The following is a 17,459-nucleotide window of genomic DNA, read 5'->3' on the forward strand; positions in this document are numbered from 1 at the left end:
AAGTTCATGGCGTGGCCGCTTCCTGCACATGCTGCGCAATGGCGCGGCGGTACACCGCAAGCGACTGCTCTGCCAGCGTGCGCCCGGCATGCCGCTCCAGGACGCGGCGGCGCGCGGCCTGTCCCATGCGGCCGGCAGCCGCTGGATCGTCCAGTGCCGCGAGCAGCTGGGCGCAGAGGTCGTCGTGGTCGCCGGCGCGCGCCAGCAGGCCGGTCACCCCATGCTCGACGAGCTCATCGACGCCGCCTGCCTGGACCGCCACCACCGGGCAGGCCTGGATCATCGCTTCGAGCGCGGTGTTGGGCTGGTTGTCCCAGCGCGAGGCCACGAGCGTCACGCTCGCCTGCGTGCGCAGCCGGGCGATGTCGGCCTGGGACAGCTGGCCCTTGTAGTCGATACGCTCGCGCTGCGATGGATCGAAGTGCCCGGCGCAGAACTCGTCGAAGTGGATTCGGGGGCCCGCCGGTCGGACCAGCCCGGTGTCCGGCCCGACGAAGGTGAGACGCAGGCGCGGGTCGGTCTCCAGCAGCCGGCGGAACGCCAGCAGCACGAGGTCTCCGCCCTTGCGCTTGTCGAAGCGTCCGACGAACAGGATGTGGCGTGGCGCAGCGCGGGCGGCGTCCCACAGGCCCACCTCGGTGCTCACCTGCATGGGATTGGGCACCACCTCGCTCAGCGCGGGACGGAGGCCGTAGCGCTCCAGGGTGCGCCGCAGCGTGTCGCCCGACGGGGACGTGATGGTGTGCAGGCGGCGCAGCGCCCGGCCCTCGGCCGCGATCTTCTGCTGCGCCAGCGGCGTGTCCAGCTCTTCCTCGACCAGCGACAGGAATGCCGGGCCGTGCAGCTTGACGACGAGCGGGATGTCGACCAGCCGCTGCACGTCGCCGCACCAGCCGAAGGACTCCTCCATCTCGATCACGTCGACCGGATCGGCGCGATGGACCTCGTCGATGCTGGCGGCGATGCGCTGGCCCCAGCCGAACACCTCGGGCAGGTCGTTGCCGGCCCAGCGCGCAAGCCGCCGCGCCAGGCGCGAGCCCATGCTGTCGCTCACGAGATGAACGCCCGGCTCGTGGCCATCCGGGGCGATGCGGTTGGCGAACACCGAGATCCGGTGGCCCTGCGCGCGCAGCTCTTCGCGCAGCAGGTGGACGTAGGTGACGATGCCGTTCGGATAGCGGTGCATCGGCCAGCTGGGGGTGACGAGCGCAATGTGCATGGCGGCACGGCCCTCGTCTCAGGCGCCCGCCTTCAGGCGCAGCGGGGTAACGATCGACATGAGCTGATTGCTCACGACGAAGGTGACCAGGTACACGGCGGCCACGTAGACCAGCTTCATGGCTTCATACCTCACGATGACGAGCTGGCGGCGCTGCTGCAGCCACAGGAAGTACAGCAACGACGGCAGTGTCTGCAGGGCGGTGGCGTAGAGGAATCCGTCGAAGCCCCAGAAGTGGTAGCCGATCAAGGTGCCCGGCACCACCCAGCCCGCCCGCAGCAGGTTGCTCACGAGCACCGGCCGCGGCGTGCCGGTGGCGACCAGCACGTTCTCGGCCGGCGCGGCCAGCGCGTCGATCATCACCTTCACGGCGAGCGCCTGGAGGATGACGGCGGCATAGGCATAGCGGTGGTCGAAGAGCACATGCACCAGCAGCGCCGACGCGCCGCCGAGCATGGCCGGCAACAGCAGGATCAGCGCCAGCAGCTTGATGTTCTCCGAGTAGTACGTCTGTCGCACCGTGGCCGGCGCATGGCGGAAGTTGGCGGCGCAGCGCGGGTACAGCACCGTGCGCGTGATGCGGATCACCAGCGAGTTGATGGGGCCGGCCATGTTGCCCGCCAGCCCGTACAGGCCCAGCAGGTGGATGTCGAACAGCTTGAGGAAGATCAGCTTGTCGAACTGCGAGACCAGCATGGTCAGCAGGCTGGAAGGCATCGAGTACTTGGCGAAGCCGAGGCTCGCCTGGAACACGTCGCGATCGAACTGCAGGCGCGGGCGCTCCGAGGTATAGAAGAAGTAGCTCGCCGCCGTGATCAGCGCGCGGTTGAGCACCATGCCGTAGACCATGCCGTGCCAGTCGCGGTTGACATACGAGTACGCGATGACGAACAGCGTGGACACCACCGTGGCGGCCAGCTCGGTGTAGCTCGAGATGCGCGAATTGCGCCGGCGCAGCGCCAGCGTGAACGCCATCGACTCGAGCCCGTAGATGACAAACCAGAAGGAGAAGATGCGCAGCGCGCGCGCCAGGTCGGGCGTGTCGTACAGGCCGGCGATCACGGGCGCCAGCACGAACAGCGCCGCGGCGTTGATCGCCCCCCGCACGAGCCGGATGGTCCAGGTGGTGTTGACGAATGCAGGATCCTCGGCACGGTCGTGGCGCACCATCATTCCCACGATGCCGACGTCCGACAGCATCTCCATCATGAAGGCGACCGACGCCACCATCGTGACGATGCCGTACGCCTCCGGGTAGAGGATGCGCGTGAGGATGACGCTGCTGACCAGCCGGATCAGCGACAGGCCGCCGAAGCTGGCCGTCGCCGCGAACAAATCCCCTCTCAGATTGATCATCGTGAAATGCGCCGCGGTGCGGCGCCATCTTCTCCCGCAAGACGAGCATCCGCGCCCCCGGCACTACGCCCGCTTCTCGAAGACCACCAGGATGGTGTGCCCGGCAATCGTCGATGCGTTGTCGACCAGGAACCGGCGCACGAGCTTGGCGCCGCCCAGGCGGTAGTACAGCCAGCGGCGCCAGTCGCGCGGCAGGTAGCGCGCCTCTGACACCGCCTGGTACCAGTCGATCTCGGCCAGCGGCTCGATCTCGAAGGCACGCACGTCGATGGGAAACAGCGAGCACAGCGCGGCCAGGCTGCGGCGCGTCCACAGCCCCATGTGGTGCGGCGGGCCGTTGAGCGGCGCATCCGCGTAGCGCAGGAAGCCGTCGTTGTTGGGCACGCCGTAGATCAGCATCCCACCCGGCTTCAGCACGCGCAGGCAGTCGCTGATGAAGGCATGCGGGTCGGGGACGTGCTCCAGCACCTGGAACGACGTGACCACGTCGTAGTGCAGCGCATGCGCCGCGGCATGTGCGTCGAGCAGTTCCTCGGCCACCTTCACGCCGCGTTCGCGCGCGAAGGCGGCCGCCGAGCGGTTGAGCTCGATGCCCGTGACGATGGCGCCGCGCTGGGTCTGCGCCTTGTGCAGGAAGCTTCCGCGGCCGCATCCGACATCGAGCACGCGCTGCCCGGGGCGCAGGTAGGACAGCGACGCGTCGTGCTCCCACTTGTCGTCCTTGTAGTTCCAGGGAAACTGCTCCAGACGGCGATAGAGCGATTCGTCGCCCACCACCGACAACGGGTAGAAGAAGCGGAAGCCCGTGTCCTCGCACTCGTAGATGCCGACTTCCGGCACGCCTTCGAAGCAGCGCGCGGCGTCGTAGCCGAACTCGCTGCGGTACTTTTCGAGGATGGCGGCCGAAGGGCGCCGCTCCTTCAGCGCTGCTGCGTGCTCACGGCCGCTCAACGGGGAATTCACATGGGAAGGCAGGGACATTGACCACCTGTTCGTAGCTTCGGACATCACAACGTCGTTCGTCGGCCGCGCCGAGGCCGCTGCAGCGGCGCTATTTGCCGACACGGAAAGCGCTCCTTGGGGAGAAGGTCGCCGGCTGCACCGCATGCGGCCATTCCGGCACCGCCGCGGTCGCCACGCGCTCGTCGGCGAAGCTCAGGCCGGCGTAGGCCGCTGCCAGGCCCGCGAGCACCCAGTACAGCTGGGCCAGGATGGTGCCGAAGCTGCCGGTGGCCATCATGAACAGCGTCGCGACCATGGCCGTCAGCAGCGCCGCGCCGAGCAGGGCGGTGTCCGGATCGTCGTCGCGCCAGCGCCGCGACAGGCGGTACAGCCCCCCCATGCCGGCGAAGAACACGCCGAGGAACAGGCCCAGCCCGACGAGGCCGTACAGCAGCGCGACCGAGGCATAGCTGTTGACCAGGTCGATGATGCCCTGCCCCTGGCGCAGTTCCTCCATCTGGGTCAGCACGAACGGATTGCCGAACCACGGGTTCTGCTGGATGAGCTGCCACGACACCTCCGCCAGGCGCTGTCGGTAGGTCACGTTCGCCGCATCGACGGTGCCGATGAAGGGCAAGGTGTCGATCACGCGCTCGCCCACCGGCGACACCAGGATCAGCGCGGCGATCGCGACGGCAACGGCCCCGTTCTTGATGAAGCGCGACAATCCGTCGGGCTGCAATGCCGCATAGCTGAAGTAGGCCACCACCGCGACCAGCCACGGGCCGCGCGAATAGGCGGCGATGAGGCCGAGCCACATCCAGGCGCCCATCGCGAAGGTGGCGCGGCGCGAGCGCAGCTGCCCTCCGAGGAACAGCGCGAGCCCGAAGCCCACCGCGAGCACGTAGCCCAGCGCGAGCGAGTGGCCGACCGAGGCTTGCGCGCGCAGGCTGTCGCCACGCAACAGGAACGCGAACTCCAGCGGCTTGCCCCACACCTCGCCGAGGCCCTGGTACAGCAGCCAGCCCTTGAGGGTCTCGAAGGCCGCGATCGGCACGAAGATGGCGCAGGCGACGCAGAGGGTGACGCACACGTCCATGATCGCCGCGCGGGTGCGGCAGAAGCGGCTGAACACGTAATACACCAGCCACACGTCCAGCACGAGCAGGAAGCCGCGGCGCAGGGTGTTGGTGAACGATTCGTACGGCATCAGCAGCACCAGCTGCAGCAGCATGAAGCCGATCAGCAGGCCGTCGATCCACTTGCGCAGCGGTGGAACGTCCTGCTTGGGCGCATGCAGCAGCTGCACGGCCAGCGGCAGCAGAACGGCCAGCGAGAGGATGCGGTAGTTGTTGAGCTGGAACAGCTGGTTGATGCCGACCATCGGGATGTACAGGCCGATGGGCGGAATGACCTGCAGCAGCAGCACCGTCAGCGCAGGCGGGTTCGAATCCTTGCGTCCGGCCCAGGCGCACAACGTCAGCGCCACCACCGCGTACAGCCAGAAGCTGGGGCTGAGGAACGCAGTCAGCGTGAGCACGATCCACACGTTGCGCCGGCGGGCGAAGTCCTCCGGTGCGATGAAGCGCTCGACGAACGGGCGGATGAACCAGAACATCGGCAGCGCGATGCCGAGGACCACCACCAGTGTCTTGAGGTTGTACACGCCGCGCCCCGCTCGGTGGACCGCTGCCGGTCAGCGCGTCAAGCGCCGCTTGATCGCGAAGGCATAGCGCAGCAGCGCGGGCGGCGTCCACTGCCGCAGGTGCTGGTCGAAGCGCAGATGCCAGGCTTCACGCTGGGTGACCCGGTCGTCTCCCGGACGCGCGTGGTAGATGGTGGACGTGCTCGGCACCTCGTCGTAGATGGCCCGCGACGCGGTGTAGTAGTACAGCGCGATGGAGCGGCGGAACACGCCTTCGGGCGTGGTCAGCGGATCGGGGTGGCCGTGGTACGAGTCGGCGTCGGTGTTGAAGATCACGCAGCGGTTGAACACCGGCTTCACCGATTTCACCTTGTGCGTCATCTTGCGGTCCCACAGCTCGAGGAAGCCGCCGTATTCGTCGCGCCAGTCCTGGTTGAGGTAGATGATGACGTTCATCCGCCGGTGCAGGTGCAGCTGGTCGTTGATGCGGAAGTCGGCATGCACGCCGAGCTTGCCGCCCCGCGCCGTCTCGTGATAGCCGCCGCCGACGAAATAAGGATCGGGCAGCAGCGCCTGGATGGAAGACAGGCCCTCCAGGAACTCGAGCATGGGTCGCGAGTTGAAGAAGTGGAACAGCGCACGCGCCGAGGCGTCGCAGTCCTCCGGCAGGATCTGCCGCTTGTGCAGGCCGGCGTAGCCCATGTCGAACACCTTGTCCGAGCGCAGCGCCTGCGCCGGGAAGTGCTCGAGCGCGAGACGCGCCACCGGCTCGGGCAGGAAATCGTCGAGCACGATGTGCGGGAACGGCTCGGCGAAGCAGTAGTCGGCCGACAGTTGTTCGCCGATCTTGCGCGCCTGGGCATAGTCCAGCGCGAGGCCGTTGGCCAGGTCGATCGGTAGGACGGAACTCAATTGCAACCCCTCCAAGACTTCGATATGGCGCGCCTGTTGCAGCATGGCTCGCCTCAGGTCCGCGCGGCGTGCCGCGGACCCTCGTGGAGGACGAGCTTGAGCAGCGAGTCCAGCGCGAAGAAGATGCCCAGCGCGACCAGCATGAGCACCACGCCGGCCGTGCCGTGCAGGAAGCCCTGCCCCGCTTCGTCGCCGAGGTGGTAGGTGACCAGCACCAGGATGATCACGCGCACGATGTTGGCGACGAATGCGATCGGCAGGATGGATGCCAGCATGATCGCGTTGTGCAGCCGGCTCTTGCGGTCCATCATGTACATGAACAGCGTGCCCAGCGCGGTGAGGCTGAACATCGAGTGCAGGCCCGAGCAGGCGTCGGCCACCAGCAGCTGGTACTGGCCGATCTGCAGGATCACGCCGGTGCGCGCAATCGGATAGCCCGCGGCATACAGCAGCGTCTCGACGATGTCGGAGATCCACTGCTTGAGCGGCCCGGTGATCGCATCGACCAGGCTGTTCGGCAGCGGGACCATGAAGATCAGGTAGAGCACCGGGAACCACGCCACGCGTAGCGCACGACGCCCCTTGATCAGCAGCAGCGTGGCGGCGATCACCGGCAGCTGCGAGAAGAACTCGACGCTCGCCATGCTGAAGGCGCGGCCGAACACGTACAGCAGCAGTCCCGCCGCGAACAGCGGCCAGCCGAGCAGCGGCGCGGGCCGCGCGGGCGTCTCGACGATCTCCCGCCACTTGGTCCAGAACAGGTACAGCAGCACCGCGAGGATGATCGGTCCGTGGCCGTTGTCGTCGGTCTGCCAGATGCCGTTGGCGGCGATCCAGTAGACGGGCAGGTACATGACGGCGAAGCCGCCGATCGCGATGAACCAGGGCAGGTGCTCGCGCGAGAGGGGCGCGAGACGGGCATGCATGTCGGGGTGCACCAGACTCACGGCTTCGCCTTCGCCCTCTTCTTCTCGGGCACGTCGTTGAGCACCGACCCGACCACCGACACGCCGGCGTTCATCAGGCCCTGCACCATGTCGTTGAAGGCGTTGACGCGCGTCTGCGCCGTGCGCGCGACCGCCAGCGCGGCGCCGGTTCGCACGGCGATCATGGCGGCGTCCTCGCCGATCGCCAGCGCCGGCGTGTCGATGATGACGACGTCGAAGGTGGCCCGCACGTGGATGAGAAATTCGTCGAAGTTGAGCCGCGACAGGAGCTCGAGCGGGTTCGGCGGGATGGGACCGGCGGGCAGCACGTACAGGCCGGCAAGGTCGGTGATGCGGATGATGGCCTCGTCGCGCGAGCGTCCCGACAGCACGGTCGACAGCCCGACCTTGTTCTGCAGCAGGAAGAGCTCGTGCTGGCGCGGCATGCGCATGTCGGCATCGATCAGCAGCGTCCGCTCGCCGAGCTGCGAGAACACGACGGCCAGGTTGGCGGCCAGGTGGCTGCGGCCTTCGCCGCGCTCGGTGCCGACGATGGTGAGCACCTGGCGCTGCTCGGTCTTGTCGAACCAGCGCAGCATGAGCTGGCTGCGCACGGCTCGCAGCTCCTCGACGCGGGCCGAGAACGGCTGGTAGGCGGCGATGAGCTCATCGGACAGCGGCTTCTTGTCGCCCACGGTGCGCAGGTAGGCGTACGAGAACTGCCGCGACAGCGCGTACTGGATGTCCGCCTCGGTCAGCAGGCCGAGCTTGACCGCGGCCTCGCCGAAGCGCAGGCCCTGCTCCTTCTGCAGCAGCAGGATGCGCTCGGCGTCTTCCGGCGTCAGCGCGCCGCTGTCCATCAGGATCGCGCCGATCGAGCGGTTGGCCCTCGGCGCGCCGGTGGCCATCGAGACGGTCATCTTCATCAGCGTGCTCCTGGTGCAGACAGCAGCGGCCGCGAGGGCGGTAGCTGCGGACGTCCCGACGACAGCCGCCGGAACACCGGCCGCTTCGAATCCATGGGCTGCAGCACGCCGATGACCGGCACGCCCGCGGTGGCGACCAGGTCATCCGGGCTGCGGACCCGGCGGTTCAGCAGCTCCAGACCGATCGCGGCGGCCGCGCCCAGCAGCAGCCCGCCCACGATGGAGCCGAGGATGTTCAGCGCGACGCGTGGCCGCGACGGCGTGAAGGGCTCGACGGCCGGGCTCAGCAGCCGCACGTTGGCCTGCGTGTTCTGGCCTTCGAGGCTCAGCGCCGTCACGCGCTGGCTCACGCCTTCGTAGGCTCGCTGCGCGTTGTCGACGTCGCGCTGCAGCACCGCCATCTGGTCGCGCAGCGAGCGCATCGCCAGCACCGTCTTCTTCTGCTCATCGGCCATCGACTGGAGCTCGGCCACCTTCTGTGCGCTGCCGCGGCTCAGGATGCCGCTGCCGCCGGACACCCGCCTGACTTCGGCCGAGAGCTGCGTGCGCAGCTCGCGGATCTGCGCGTCCAGCGCCTGGCGCTGCGGATGGTTGGTGCCGACGATCGCGCTGATCTCGCTCATCTTGGCCTCGGCCATCGCGAGCTGACCCTTCAGCGACTGCACGGTGGGCGAGTTCTGCACATCGGGCGACATCTCGGAGCCGGTGTTGCGCTGCCGCGTGGCGGTGTCGACCTGCTCGGCCTGCGCCTGCGCCAGTTGCGCCAGCAGCACGTTCAGGCGCTGGGTTTCCTGGTCCAGGCGCTCGTCGGTGACGACGATGCCCTTGTCCTGCTGGAACTTGGACAACCGGGACTGGGCCGACTCGAGCTGGGCGCGCAGCTTGTTGGTCTGCTCGTCCATGAAGGTGGCCGACTGGCGCGCCGGCTCCACCCGCAGCTCCACCGACACGTCCATGTAGGCCTGCGCGAACGCGTTGGCCGCCGCGGCGGCGAATGCCGCATCTGGATTGACGAAGGTGATGTTGATGACGTTGCTGCCGCGCGAAGGCTCGACCAGCAGACCCTTCTGCAGCAGCGCGGCGAAGTAGCGGTCCAGCGGGATCTTGGCGTCGGTGGAGTCGCGCCACTGCTGCACCGCCGCCGGCGAACGCTCGACTCCGAGCATCTTGACGACGCGGCCGGCGACCCGGTCGCTCTTCAGGATCTCGACCTGGGTCGCGAGATAGGCCGGCGACGCGAGGCCCGGCGCGAGCGCGCCCAGCACCGGATCGTTGCGGACCTCCACGACGAGCGAGGCTTCGGCCTGGAACTGCTTGGACAGCACGAACAGCGTGATCAGCGAACCGATCACCGTGGTGAGCGCGAGCAGCGCCAGCACGAGCCACTTGCGGGCCCAGATGATGCGCAGGTACTGAGCGATGGTCATGACGGGTTCCTCAGAACAGCGACTCGCGGACGTAGATCACGTCATCGCGCTCGACAGGGTCGTTCATGTGGGGCTGCACGATCTTGACCGCGCCGTTGGCATCGCGGCGGTGGATGCGCAGGCCGCGCTCGGTGCCGCGCTGAGTGAGGCCGCCGCTTTGCGCCAGCGCCTGCATCACCGTCATGCCGCGCTCCAGGCGCGAGACGCCCGGACGCTGCACTTCGCCGTACACGTAGATGAGCGGCGCGCGGTCGACGTGCAGGATGTCGCCGTTCTGCACCACCGGGTCGAGCTCGGTCTTGCCCGACTGCAGGATCTGCGGCAGGTCGATCTCGAGCTTGACCGGGCGGCCGTTGCGCGTTCCGGTGAGCGTGACGAGGTCCGACGCACCCGGCACCACGCCGCCCGCCGCGGCAATCATCTCGGACACCTTGCTGCCCACCTGGTCGATCGGGTAGCGGCCCGGCTTGTTGACCTGGCCGAGGATGGAGACCTGCGCGCTGCGGATCTGCATGAGCAGCACATTCACCTGCGGGTTCAGCACGAACTTGCCGTCGCGCAGCGCCTTCGCGATGCGCTGTTCTGCGGCCTGCACCGACAGTCCACCCAGCGCCAGTTGTCCCACCAGCGGGAAGGTGATCTGCCCCTGCTCGGAGATGCGCGTCTCCAGGCTCAGGTCGGGGTTCTGGAAGACGTTGATGCGGATGACGTCGCCGGCGCCCAGGACGTACTGGTCCGGCCTCGGCGGCGGCGTCTGCGCGCCTTGTGTCGGCGCGCTCTGGGTGCCGACCGCGCTGGTGTTGGCCTGCGTGCGGGCCTGGGCGGTCTGCATGTCGGGCTGCGTGGACTGCGCCCACGCGCTGGTGCCAACCGCCAGCATCAGCAGCAGGACTCCCTGAAGGAGTCGGCGAATCGCGGTTCTGATCATGTTGAACGCCTCCGTACCGGTGGCGGTGGCGACGTCCGCGATGCGGCGCCGCCGGACCGCCGTTACTTCAATCCCTTGATTCCCTTGTCGAGCGCGCCGCTGGACGGCACCGAGGCCGGCCGGACCGGCACGATCGGCTCCGGCGCCGACGCCGGCGTCGCGGTCAGCGGCGACACGCTGGGCTTGACCTCGAGCGCGGCCGCCTGCGAGGCCGCCTTCTCCGCGGCTGTCTTCACGTAGTCGCCGACGTACTCCACCTTGGCGGCCGCGCGCAAGGCCTTCAGGTCGTCCTCGACGACCCTGCGCTTGCGCTCGTTGAGCAGGAACTGCTCGATGGCCGGACGCGCGCGCTGCTCGTCGACCGGCTGGCTGCGCGCCGCGGCGAGGATGACGATCTGCGCGCCGTTGGCCGTCTTGTTGAAGATGGTCTGGCCGGGCTTCATCTGCGCCAGCGTCGGCAGGCTGGCCAGCGGGAGCTGCTCGGCCGGCCGCACGGCCTGGTTGCCGGCGTACTTGAACTCGCTGGCCTTGAGGTAGTTGACGAACTCGCCCAGGTCCTTGGAAGACGCGAGCTTGGCCCGCAGCTCCTCGACCTGCTCGGGCTTGGCCTCGATGGCGAGTTCCTGCAGCGTATAGATGCGCCGGTCCTTGAACAGCGCCGGATGCTCTTCGTAGTACTTCTTGACCTCGGCGTCCGTCGGCTTGGGTGCGCCGGACCCGATCTTCTCCATGTAGGCGCGCGCGATGATGTCGCGCCGCGCCGCCTCGACCTGCTGCGTGACGCGCGGATCGCGGTCGATGCGCTGCTCCGAGGCCTTCTGCAGCGCCAGTTCCTGGTCGATCAGCCGCTCCAGCACCTGCTTGCCGGCCGAAGCCGCCGCCTCCGGCGGCAAGGCGGCGCGCTGCTGCTGCAGGACCCAGTTGATCTGATGGACGGTGATCTCTTCCTTGTTGACGCGGGCGGCCGTCTGCGTGGCCGGCTTGTCCTTCTTCTTGTCGCCGCAGCCCACGAGCAGCACCGCAGACACCGCGGCGACGACGAGCGCGCTGCGGGCCATGGGTGCATGGCGGGACGGGGTGGTGAGGCGGGTCATGTTGGCTAGAAGCTCCAGGTCGTTGTGGTCGTGGCGGCTCGGAGGTCATGCACCCGCAAGAGCGGGCCGCTTGCCGCCGGGCGGGTCAGCGAATTCGGTCTATGCAACGCGTGCGGCAGCTTGCCCCGTGGTCCAGGAAATGCCGCCCCGCGGGGCGGTTTGAATCCGGCGCGAAAGGCGAGTTCTCTCATGGCGCCCCCCGATCTCGGGGGGCGCCACGGGCACACCGGACGCGATTCGGTTTCGTTTCAACACTTGATGCCCACATGCAGCGCCACCACACCGGCGCTCAGGTTGTGCACGTCCACGTGGCCGAAGCCGGCCGACTTCATCATGGCCTTGAGTTCCGCCTGCCCCGGATGCATGCGGATCGATTCGGCGAGGTAGCGGTAGCTGGCGGCATCACCGGCGACCCATTGGCCCAGGCGCGGCAGCACCTGGAACGAGTACCAGTCGTAGGCCTTGGTGAGCGGCTGCGCGACCTTGGAGAACTCGAGCACCAGCAGCCGGCCGCCGGCGCGCAGCACGCGGTTCATCTCGGCCAGCGCGCGCTCCTTGTGGGTCATGTTGCGCAGCCCGAAAGCCACGCTGACGAGGTCGAAGCAGCCGCTCGGAAACGGCAGCGTTTCCGCGTCGCAGATCGCCGTCGGCAGCACCAGGCCGTCGTCGAGCAGCCGGTTGCGGCCCTGGCGCAGCATGGCTTCGTTGATGTCGGTGTGAACCACGGTGCCGCGCGCGCCGGCCTTCTTCGCGAATGCCTTCGCGAGGTCGCCGGTGCCGCCGGCGATGTCGAGCACGCGATCGCCTTCGCGCACGTTGGCCACGGCCACCGCGTACGCCTTCCAGGCCCGATGCAGGCCCATCGACATCAGGTCGTTCATGACGTCGTACTTGCCCGCGACCGAGTCGAAGACGCCGCGCACGCGCTGCGCCTTCTGCGTCTCGTCGACCTTCTGGAATCCGAAATGCGTTTCGCTCATGTCCGACTCAGTGATGGTGTCCGCAAGCCGACCCGGCGGCCTCCAGCATCGGCGCGTCGCGATCGACGCCAGCCGCCTGCAGCCGCTCTTCGTACTTGCGCCACAGCTCGTCCTGCTGCGAGCCGAGGAAATAGAGATAGTCCCAGGAGTAGATGCCGGAGCTGTGACCGTCCGAAAAAGTCGGTTGCACGGCGTAGTTGCCAACCGGCTCGAGCGCCACGACGTCGACCTCGCGCTTGCCGGTCTGCAGCACTTCCTGCCCCGGCCCGTGGCCCTGGACTTCGGCCGACGGCGAGTACACCCGCATCAACTCAAAAGGAATACGAAATTGCCGACCGTCGGAAAAACCTACCTCCAATGTCCGTGACTGCTGGTGCACGGTGATCGCGGTCGGTTGCGGGGTCTGTTGGCTCAGTCCAGCCATTGCCATGCCTTTGAAAATACGGGGCCGAAAGCAGTGTAGCGAAGCGTTCTGAGCGCTTCGCCCACAGCGCCTGTCCAGCATTCAGGCGCCCGCGACGGCCGCGACAACCCGGCCGTCCAGCTCCTCTAAGCAAATCCCCAGCCAGCTTTCGGCGGAGCCCTCGAGGCCGCGCTGCGGAGCGCCCCAGATCGGCTGCGGGAAGTGCGTGTCCCAGGCGAACCGGGCCACGACGTGCCAGTGCAGGTGCGGCACCATGTTGCCCAGCGCCGCGAGGTTGACCTTGGCCGGTTGCAGGCTTTCGATCAGCACCCGCTCGACGGCGCACACCAGGTCCATGCAGCGGCGGCGCTCCGGCGCGAGCAGATGGGAGAACTCGGCGACGTGGTGGTTGCAGACGACGCGGTAGAAGGCGGGAAAGGCGGGATCGGCGACGCGCACGACGCGCCAGGCGCCGGCGCTCCACAGCAGCGTGCCGCCGGGCTGCTGGCACAGTTCGCAGCCGGCGACGGGGGCTTCGGGCTTGAAGGCGGCGACGCTCATGCGCCGCATCGTAGGCCGCGGCCCGCGTCGAGGCTACGAGGGTTCACACGCCCTCAGACCAGCACCCGTTCGATGCCGCCGTCATTGGCGCGCTCCACGTAGTCGGGCATCCAGTCGGGACCGAGGATCTGCTGCGCCATCTCGACGACGATGTAGTCGGCTTCGAGCAGTCCGTTGTCGAGGTCGCCGGTGTAGCGGCTGAGCCCTTGCAGGCAGCTCGGGCACGATGTGAGGATCTTCACCGGCCCCTTGCCAGCCACCGCGCCGGTGGCGCGCAGCGCGGCCTCGTCGCGGCGCAGCTCCTCTTCCTTGCGAAACCGGACCTGCGTGGCGATGTCGGGCCGCGTCACACCCAGCGTGCCGCTCTCGCCGCAGCATCGCTCGCTCTTGCGCACGTTGTCTCCCACCAGCGCCTTCACCGTCTTCATCGGCTCCTGCTGCTTCATCGGGCTGTGGCAGGGGTCGTGGTAGAGGTAGCCGCCGGCACCGTCCAGCTTGATGCCTTTCTCCAGCAGGAACTCGTGGATGTCGATGATGCGGCAGCCCGGGAAGATCTTGTCGAACTGGTACCCCTGGAGCTGGTCGTAGCAGGTGCCGCAGCTCACCACCACCGTCTTGATGTCGAGGTAGTTCAGCGTGTTGGCCACGCGGTGGAACAGCACGCGGTTTTCGGTGATGATCTTCTCGGCCTTGTCGAACTGGCCCGAGCCGCGCTGCGGATAGCCGCAGCACAGGTAGCCGGGCGGGAGCACCGTCTGCACGCCGGCATGCCACAGCATCGCCTGCGTGGCCAGTCCCACCTGCGAGAACAGCCGCTCGGAACCGCAGCCCGGGAAGTAGAACACTGCCTCGGAGTCGGCGGTCGTCGCCTTCGGGTCCCGGATGATCGGGACGTAGTTCTTGTCCTCGATGTCGAGCAGCGCACGCGCGGTCTTCTTCGGCAGGTTGCCGGGCAGCTTCTTGTTGATGAAGTGGATGACCTGTTCCTTCACCGGCGCCTTGCCGACGGTGGAAGGCGGCGCCGCGACCTGCCGGTTGGCCAGCCCGCGCAGCAGGTTGTTGGCCGCGCGTTGCGCCTTGAAGCCCACGTCGACCATCGCCGTGCGCAGCAGCTTGATGGTCTCGGGATTGGTGGCGTTGAGCATCATCATCGCCATCTTGTTGCCCGGCCGGAAGCTCTTGCGGCCCATCTTGCGCAGCAGGTTGCGCATGTTCATGGACACGTCGCCGAAGTCGATCTTCACCGGGCACGGCGACTCGCACTTGTGGCACACGGTGCAGTGGTCGGCGACATCCTCGAACTCGGCCCAGTGCTTGATCGACACGCCGCGGCGCGTCTGTTCCTCGTACAGGAAAGCTTCCACCAGCAGCGAGGTGGCCAGGATCTTGTTGCGCGGGCTGTACAGCAGGTTGGCGCGCGGCACGTGGGTCGCGCACACCGGCTTGCACTTGCCGCAGCGCAGGCAGTCCTTGACCGAGCTGGCGATATCGCCGATGTCGCTCTGCTGCATGATCAGCGACTCATGGCCCATCAGGCCGAAGCTCGGCGTGTAGGCGTTGGTCAGGTCAGCCTTGAGCGACTCGTCGCGCAGCAGCTTGCCCTTGTTGAAGCGGCCCTCGGGATCGACGCGCTTCTTGTAGGCGGTGAAATTGGCGAGTTCCTCGTCGGTCAGGAACTCGAGCTTGGTGATGCCGATGCCGTGCTCGCCCGAGATGACGCCGTCCAGCGAGCGCGCCAGCTTCATGATGCGCGCCACCGCCTCATGCGCGGTCTGCAGCATCTCGTAGTTGTCGCTGTTGACCGGGATGTTGGTGTGCACATTGCCGTCGCCCGCGTGCATGTGCAGTGCCACCCACACGCGGCCGCGCAGCACGTCCTTGTGGATGGCCTGGCAGGCGTCGACGACGGGCCGCAGCGCGGCGCCGGCGAAGATGCCCGCCAGCGGCGCACGGATCTGCGTCTTCCACGAGGCGCGCAGCGTGTGGTCCTGCAGGTCGGCGAAGAAGCTGCGTCCGGTGTCGGGCTGCACGACGTCGAGCCCGCCCAACCAGCCCTGCCACAGCGCTCGCACCTCCCGCAGCAGCGCGAGCGCCTGCTGCACACGGTCTTCCAGCAGCTCGGCCGCGGGAATCTCGCCGGCATCGTCGCCCTTGCCGAGCGGCAGGTGACCGGCGAGGAAGAACTGCTCCAGCGCGTCGACCAGCGCGAGCTTGTTGCGCAGCGACAGCTCGATGTTGATGCGCTCGATGCCTTCGGTGTACTCGCCCATGCGGGGCAGCGGGATCACCACGTCCTCGTTCACCTTGAACGCGTTGGTGTGCTTGCTGATGGCCGCGGTGCGCTTGCGGTCAAGCCAGAACTTCTTGCGCGCCTCGGCGCTGACCGCGACGAATCCTTCGCCGGCGCGGGTGTTGGCGATGCGCACGACCTCGGAAGCGGCACGCGCCACCGCATCGGCGTCGTCGCCGGCGATGTCGCCGATCAGCACCATCTTGGGCAAGGTGCCGCGCTTGCTCTTCGTCGCGTAGCCGACGGCGCGCAGGTAGCGGTCGTCGAGATGCTCGAGACCGGCGAGGATCGCGCCACCGGCCTTCGCCTCGGCGAACATGAAGTCCTTGATCTCGACGATCGACGGCACGGCGTCCTTCGCGTTGCCGAAGAACTCGAGGCACACCGTGCGCGTGTGCGCCGGCATGCGGTGCACCACCCATCGGCAACTCGTGATCAGCCCGTCGCACCCTTCCTTCTGGATGCCGGGCAGGCCGGCGAGGAACTTGTCGGTGACGTCCTTGCCGAGGCCTTCCTTGCGGAACACGCTGCCGGGAACGTCCAGCCGCTCGGTGCGCTCCAGCGTGCGGCCGGACGCATCGAAGTAGCGCAGCTCGAAGCGCGCCACGTCGACGTCGTGGATCTTGCCCATGTTGTGATCGAGCCGGACGACCTCGAGCCACCGCGCCTCGGGCGTGACCATGCGCCACGACGCCAGGTTGTCGAGCGCGGTGCCCCACAGCACGGCCTTCTTGCCGCCGGCGTTCATGGCGACGTTGCCGCCGACGCACGAGGCTTCGGCCGACGTGGGATCGACCGCAAAGACGAAACCGGCGCGCTCGGCCGCATCGGCCACGCGCTGGGTGACCACGCCGGCTTCGGTCCAGATGGTGGCGACCTCGCGCTCCATGCCGGGCAGTCGGCGCATCTCGACCTCGGTCATCGCCTCCAGCTTCTCGGTGTTGATCACCGCACTGTTCCAGGTGAGCGGCACCGCGCCGCCGGTGTAGCCGGTGCCACCGCCGCGCGGGATGATGGTGAGGTCGAGCTCGATGCAGGCCGCCACCAGCCCGGCCATCTCGGCTTCGGTGTCGGGCGTCAGCACGACGAAGGGGTACTCGACACGCCAGTCGGTCGCGTCGGTGACGTGCGATACGCGGCTCAGGCCATCGAACTTGACGTTGTCGCGCGCCGTGTGCCGGCCCAGCACCTTGGTCGCGCGGCGGCGCAGGGTGGCGACCTCGTCGAACTGCTCGGCGAAAGCATCGACGGCCGACGACGCCGCGGCGAGCAGCTCGCCGACGAAGCGGTCGCGCTCGGGGTCCACAGCGGGCGTGCGGCGCTTCTCGATCTCGTGCAGGCGGTGATGCAGCGCGTCGATCAGCAGCTGGCGCCGGCGCGGATTGTCGAGCAGGTCGTCCTGCAGGTACGGGTTGCGCTGCACCACCCAGATGTCGCCGAGCACCTCGTACAGCATGCGCGCCGAGCGGCCGGTGCGGCGCTCCTGGCGCAGGCGGTTCAGCACTTCCCACGCACGCGCGCCGAGCAGGCGGATGACGATCTCGCGATCGGAAAACGATGTGTAGTTGTAGGGAATCTCGCGCAGGCGCGGTGCGCCTTCGGCCAGCTCGGCAGCGCCGGCGATCTCGTTCAGGGTGGTGGGTGCGTTCATCGACTCTGACTCTCATGGGCCCGGTCTTCTGCCGGGCCGCCCCAGGAGAGACAGCGTCCCTTGGGGGCAGGAGCGAAGCGACCGGGGGGCCGCATCAGCACTTGAGGCCGAATGTTACCGCAGGGGGTTATCCCCGTTGCCTGGGCGAGGCACAGACGACATAAACACGCGTGTCATCAGTACCTCGGACACTGCGGGG

At 67.9% G+C, this 17,459-nt stretch carries 14 protein-coding genes; all 14 read right to left on the reverse strand.

Annotation, left to right across the window (positions count from 1 at the left end; genetic code table 11):
• Window positions 1-4: 4 nt before the first annotated feature.
• Window positions 5-1,219: a glycosyltransferase family 4 protein gene (locus P7V53_RS27880; RefSeq protein WP_280152744.1), complete on the reverse strand. Its 1,215-nt coding sequence runs from the start codon at window positions 1,217-1,219 to the stop codon at window positions 5-7.
• A gap of 18 nt (window positions 1,220-1,237) precedes the next feature.
• Window positions 1,238-2,575: an oligosaccharide flippase family protein gene (locus P7V53_RS27885; protein ID WP_280152745.1), complete on the reverse strand. Its 1,338-nt coding sequence runs from the start codon at window positions 2,573-2,575 to the stop codon at window positions 1,238-1,240.
• 63 nt (window positions 2,576-2,638) lie between these two features.
• Entirely contained in the window at window positions 2,639-3,526 is an 888-nt protein-coding gene (locus P7V53_RS27890; protein ID WP_280152746.1) for a methyltransferase domain-containing protein, read from the reverse strand.
• A gap of 100 nt (window positions 3,527-3,626) precedes the next feature.
• Window positions 3,627-5,183: an O-antigen ligase family protein gene (locus P7V53_RS27895; protein ID WP_280152747.1), complete on the reverse strand. Its 1,557-nt coding sequence runs from the start codon at window positions 5,181-5,183 to the stop codon at window positions 3,627-3,629.
• Window positions 5,184-5,213: 30 nt separating this feature from the next.
• A complete protein-coding gene (locus tag P7V53_RS27900) occupies window positions 5,214-6,074 on the reverse strand; it encodes a 2OG-Fe(II) oxygenase (RefSeq protein ID WP_280152748.1) in 861 nt (286 codons plus the stop codon).
• Window positions 6,075-6,127: 53 nt separating this feature from the next.
• Window positions 6,128-7,021, reverse strand: a complete 894-nt coding sequence (xrtB, locus tag P7V53_RS27905; protein WP_280152749.1) for an exosortase B — start codon at window positions 7,019-7,021, stop codon at window positions 6,128-6,130.
• Window positions 7,018-7,926, reverse strand: coding sequence for a chain length determinant protein tyrosine kinase EpsG (gene epsG / locus P7V53_RS27910; RefSeq protein ID WP_280152750.1), 909 nt, complete (start codon window positions 7,924-7,926; stop codon window positions 7,018-7,020). Before epsG ends, xrtB begins: the two co-directional genes overlap by 4 nt.
• Window positions 7,926-9,353 carry a chain length determinant protein EpsF gene (epsF, locus tag P7V53_RS27915; protein ID WP_280152751.1) on the reverse strand — a complete coding sequence of 476 codons (1,428 nt, stop codon included), beginning with the start codon at window positions 9,351-9,353 and terminating at the stop codon, window positions 7,926-7,928. Before epsF ends, epsG begins: the two co-directional genes overlap by 1 nt.
• 10 nt (window positions 9,354-9,363) lie before the next feature.
• The gene (epsE, locus tag P7V53_RS27920) at window positions 9,364-10,281 is read right to left on the reverse strand and encodes a polysaccharide export protein EpsE (RefSeq protein WP_280152752.1); all 918 of its coding nucleotides are present in this window, start codon (window positions 10,279-10,281) and stop codon (window positions 9,364-9,366) included.
• 62 nt (window positions 10,282-10,343) lie between these two features.
• Window positions 10,344-11,375, reverse strand: a complete 1,032-nt coding sequence (locus P7V53_RS27925) for an EpsD family peptidyl-prolyl cis-trans isomerase (protein WP_280152753.1) — start codon at window positions 11,373-11,375, stop codon at window positions 10,344-10,346.
• Window positions 11,376-11,623: 248 nt separating this feature from the next.
• Window positions 11,624-12,355, reverse strand: a complete 732-nt coding sequence (gene ubiE, locus P7V53_RS27930; protein ID WP_280152754.1) for a bifunctional demethylmenaquinone methyltransferase/2-methoxy-6-polyprenyl-1,4-benzoquinol methylase UbiE — start codon at window positions 12,353-12,355, stop codon at window positions 11,624-11,626.
• A gap of 7 nt (window positions 12,356-12,362) precedes the next feature.
• A complete protein-coding gene (locus P7V53_RS27935; protein ID WP_280152755.1) occupies window positions 12,363-12,779 on the reverse strand; it encodes a DUF971 domain-containing protein in 417 nt (138 codons plus the stop codon).
• Window positions 12,780-12,860: 81 nt separating this feature from the next.
• Complete coding sequence (locus P7V53_RS27940; RefSeq protein WP_280152756.1) at window positions 12,861-13,319, reverse strand: HIT family protein; 459 nt, start codon at window positions 13,317-13,319, stop codon at window positions 12,861-12,863.
• A gap of 53 nt (window positions 13,320-13,372) precedes the next feature.
• A complete protein-coding gene (locus P7V53_RS27945; protein WP_280152757.1) occupies window positions 13,373-17,260 on the reverse strand; it encodes an FAD/FMN-binding oxidoreductase in 3,888 nt (1,295 codons plus the stop codon).
• Window positions 17,261-17,459: the final 199 nt, after the last annotated feature.

This window comes from Piscinibacter sp. XHJ-5 (genome assembly GCF_029855045.1).
In the GTDB taxonomy this organism is placed as follows: Bacteria; Pseudomonadota; Gammaproteobacteria; order Burkholderiales; family Burkholderiaceae_C; genus Albitalea.

What these genes read in the sequence shown, in the direction of transcription:
- P7V53_RS27925 (WP_280152753.1), bottom strand. Translation starts at nt 11,375, where the DNA reads ATGACCCGCCTCACCACCCCGTCCCGCCATGCACCCATGGCCCGCAGC.
- epsE (WP_280152752.1), bottom strand. Translation starts at nt 10,281, where the DNA reads ATGATCAGAACCGCGATTCGCCGACTCCTTCAGGGAGTCCTGCTGCTG.
- ubiE (WP_280152754.1), bottom strand. Translation starts at nt 12,355, where the DNA reads ATGAGCGAAACGCATTTCGGATTCCAGAAGGTCGACGAGACGCAGAAG.
- P7V53_RS27935 (WP_280152755.1), bottom strand. Translation starts at nt 12,779, where the DNA reads ATGGCTGGACTGAGCCAACAGACCCCGCAACCGACCGCGATCACCGTG.
- epsF (WP_280152751.1), bottom strand. Translation starts at nt 9,353, where the DNA reads ATGACCATCGCTCAGTACCTGCGCATCATCTGGGCCCGCAAGTGGCTC.
- P7V53_RS27940 (WP_280152756.1), bottom strand. Translation starts at nt 13,319, where the DNA reads ATGAGCGTCGCCGCCTTCAAGCCCGAAGCCCCCGTCGCCGGCTGCGAA.
- epsG (WP_280152750.1), bottom strand. Translation starts at nt 7,926, where the DNA reads ATGAAGATGACCGTCTCGATGGCCACCGGCGCGCCGAGGGCCAACCGC.
- P7V53_RS27880 (WP_280152744.1), bottom strand. Translation starts at nt 1,219, where the DNA reads ATGCACATTGCGCTCGTCACCCCCAGCTGGCCGATGCACCGCTATCCG.
- P7V53_RS27885 (WP_280152745.1), bottom strand. Translation starts at nt 2,575, where the DNA reads ATGATCAATCTGAGAGGGGATTTGTTCGCGGCGACGGCCAGCTTCGGC.
- P7V53_RS27945 (WP_280152757.1), bottom strand. Translation starts at nt 17,260, where the DNA reads ATGAACGCACCCACCACCCTGAACGAGATCGCCGGCGCTGCCGAGCTG.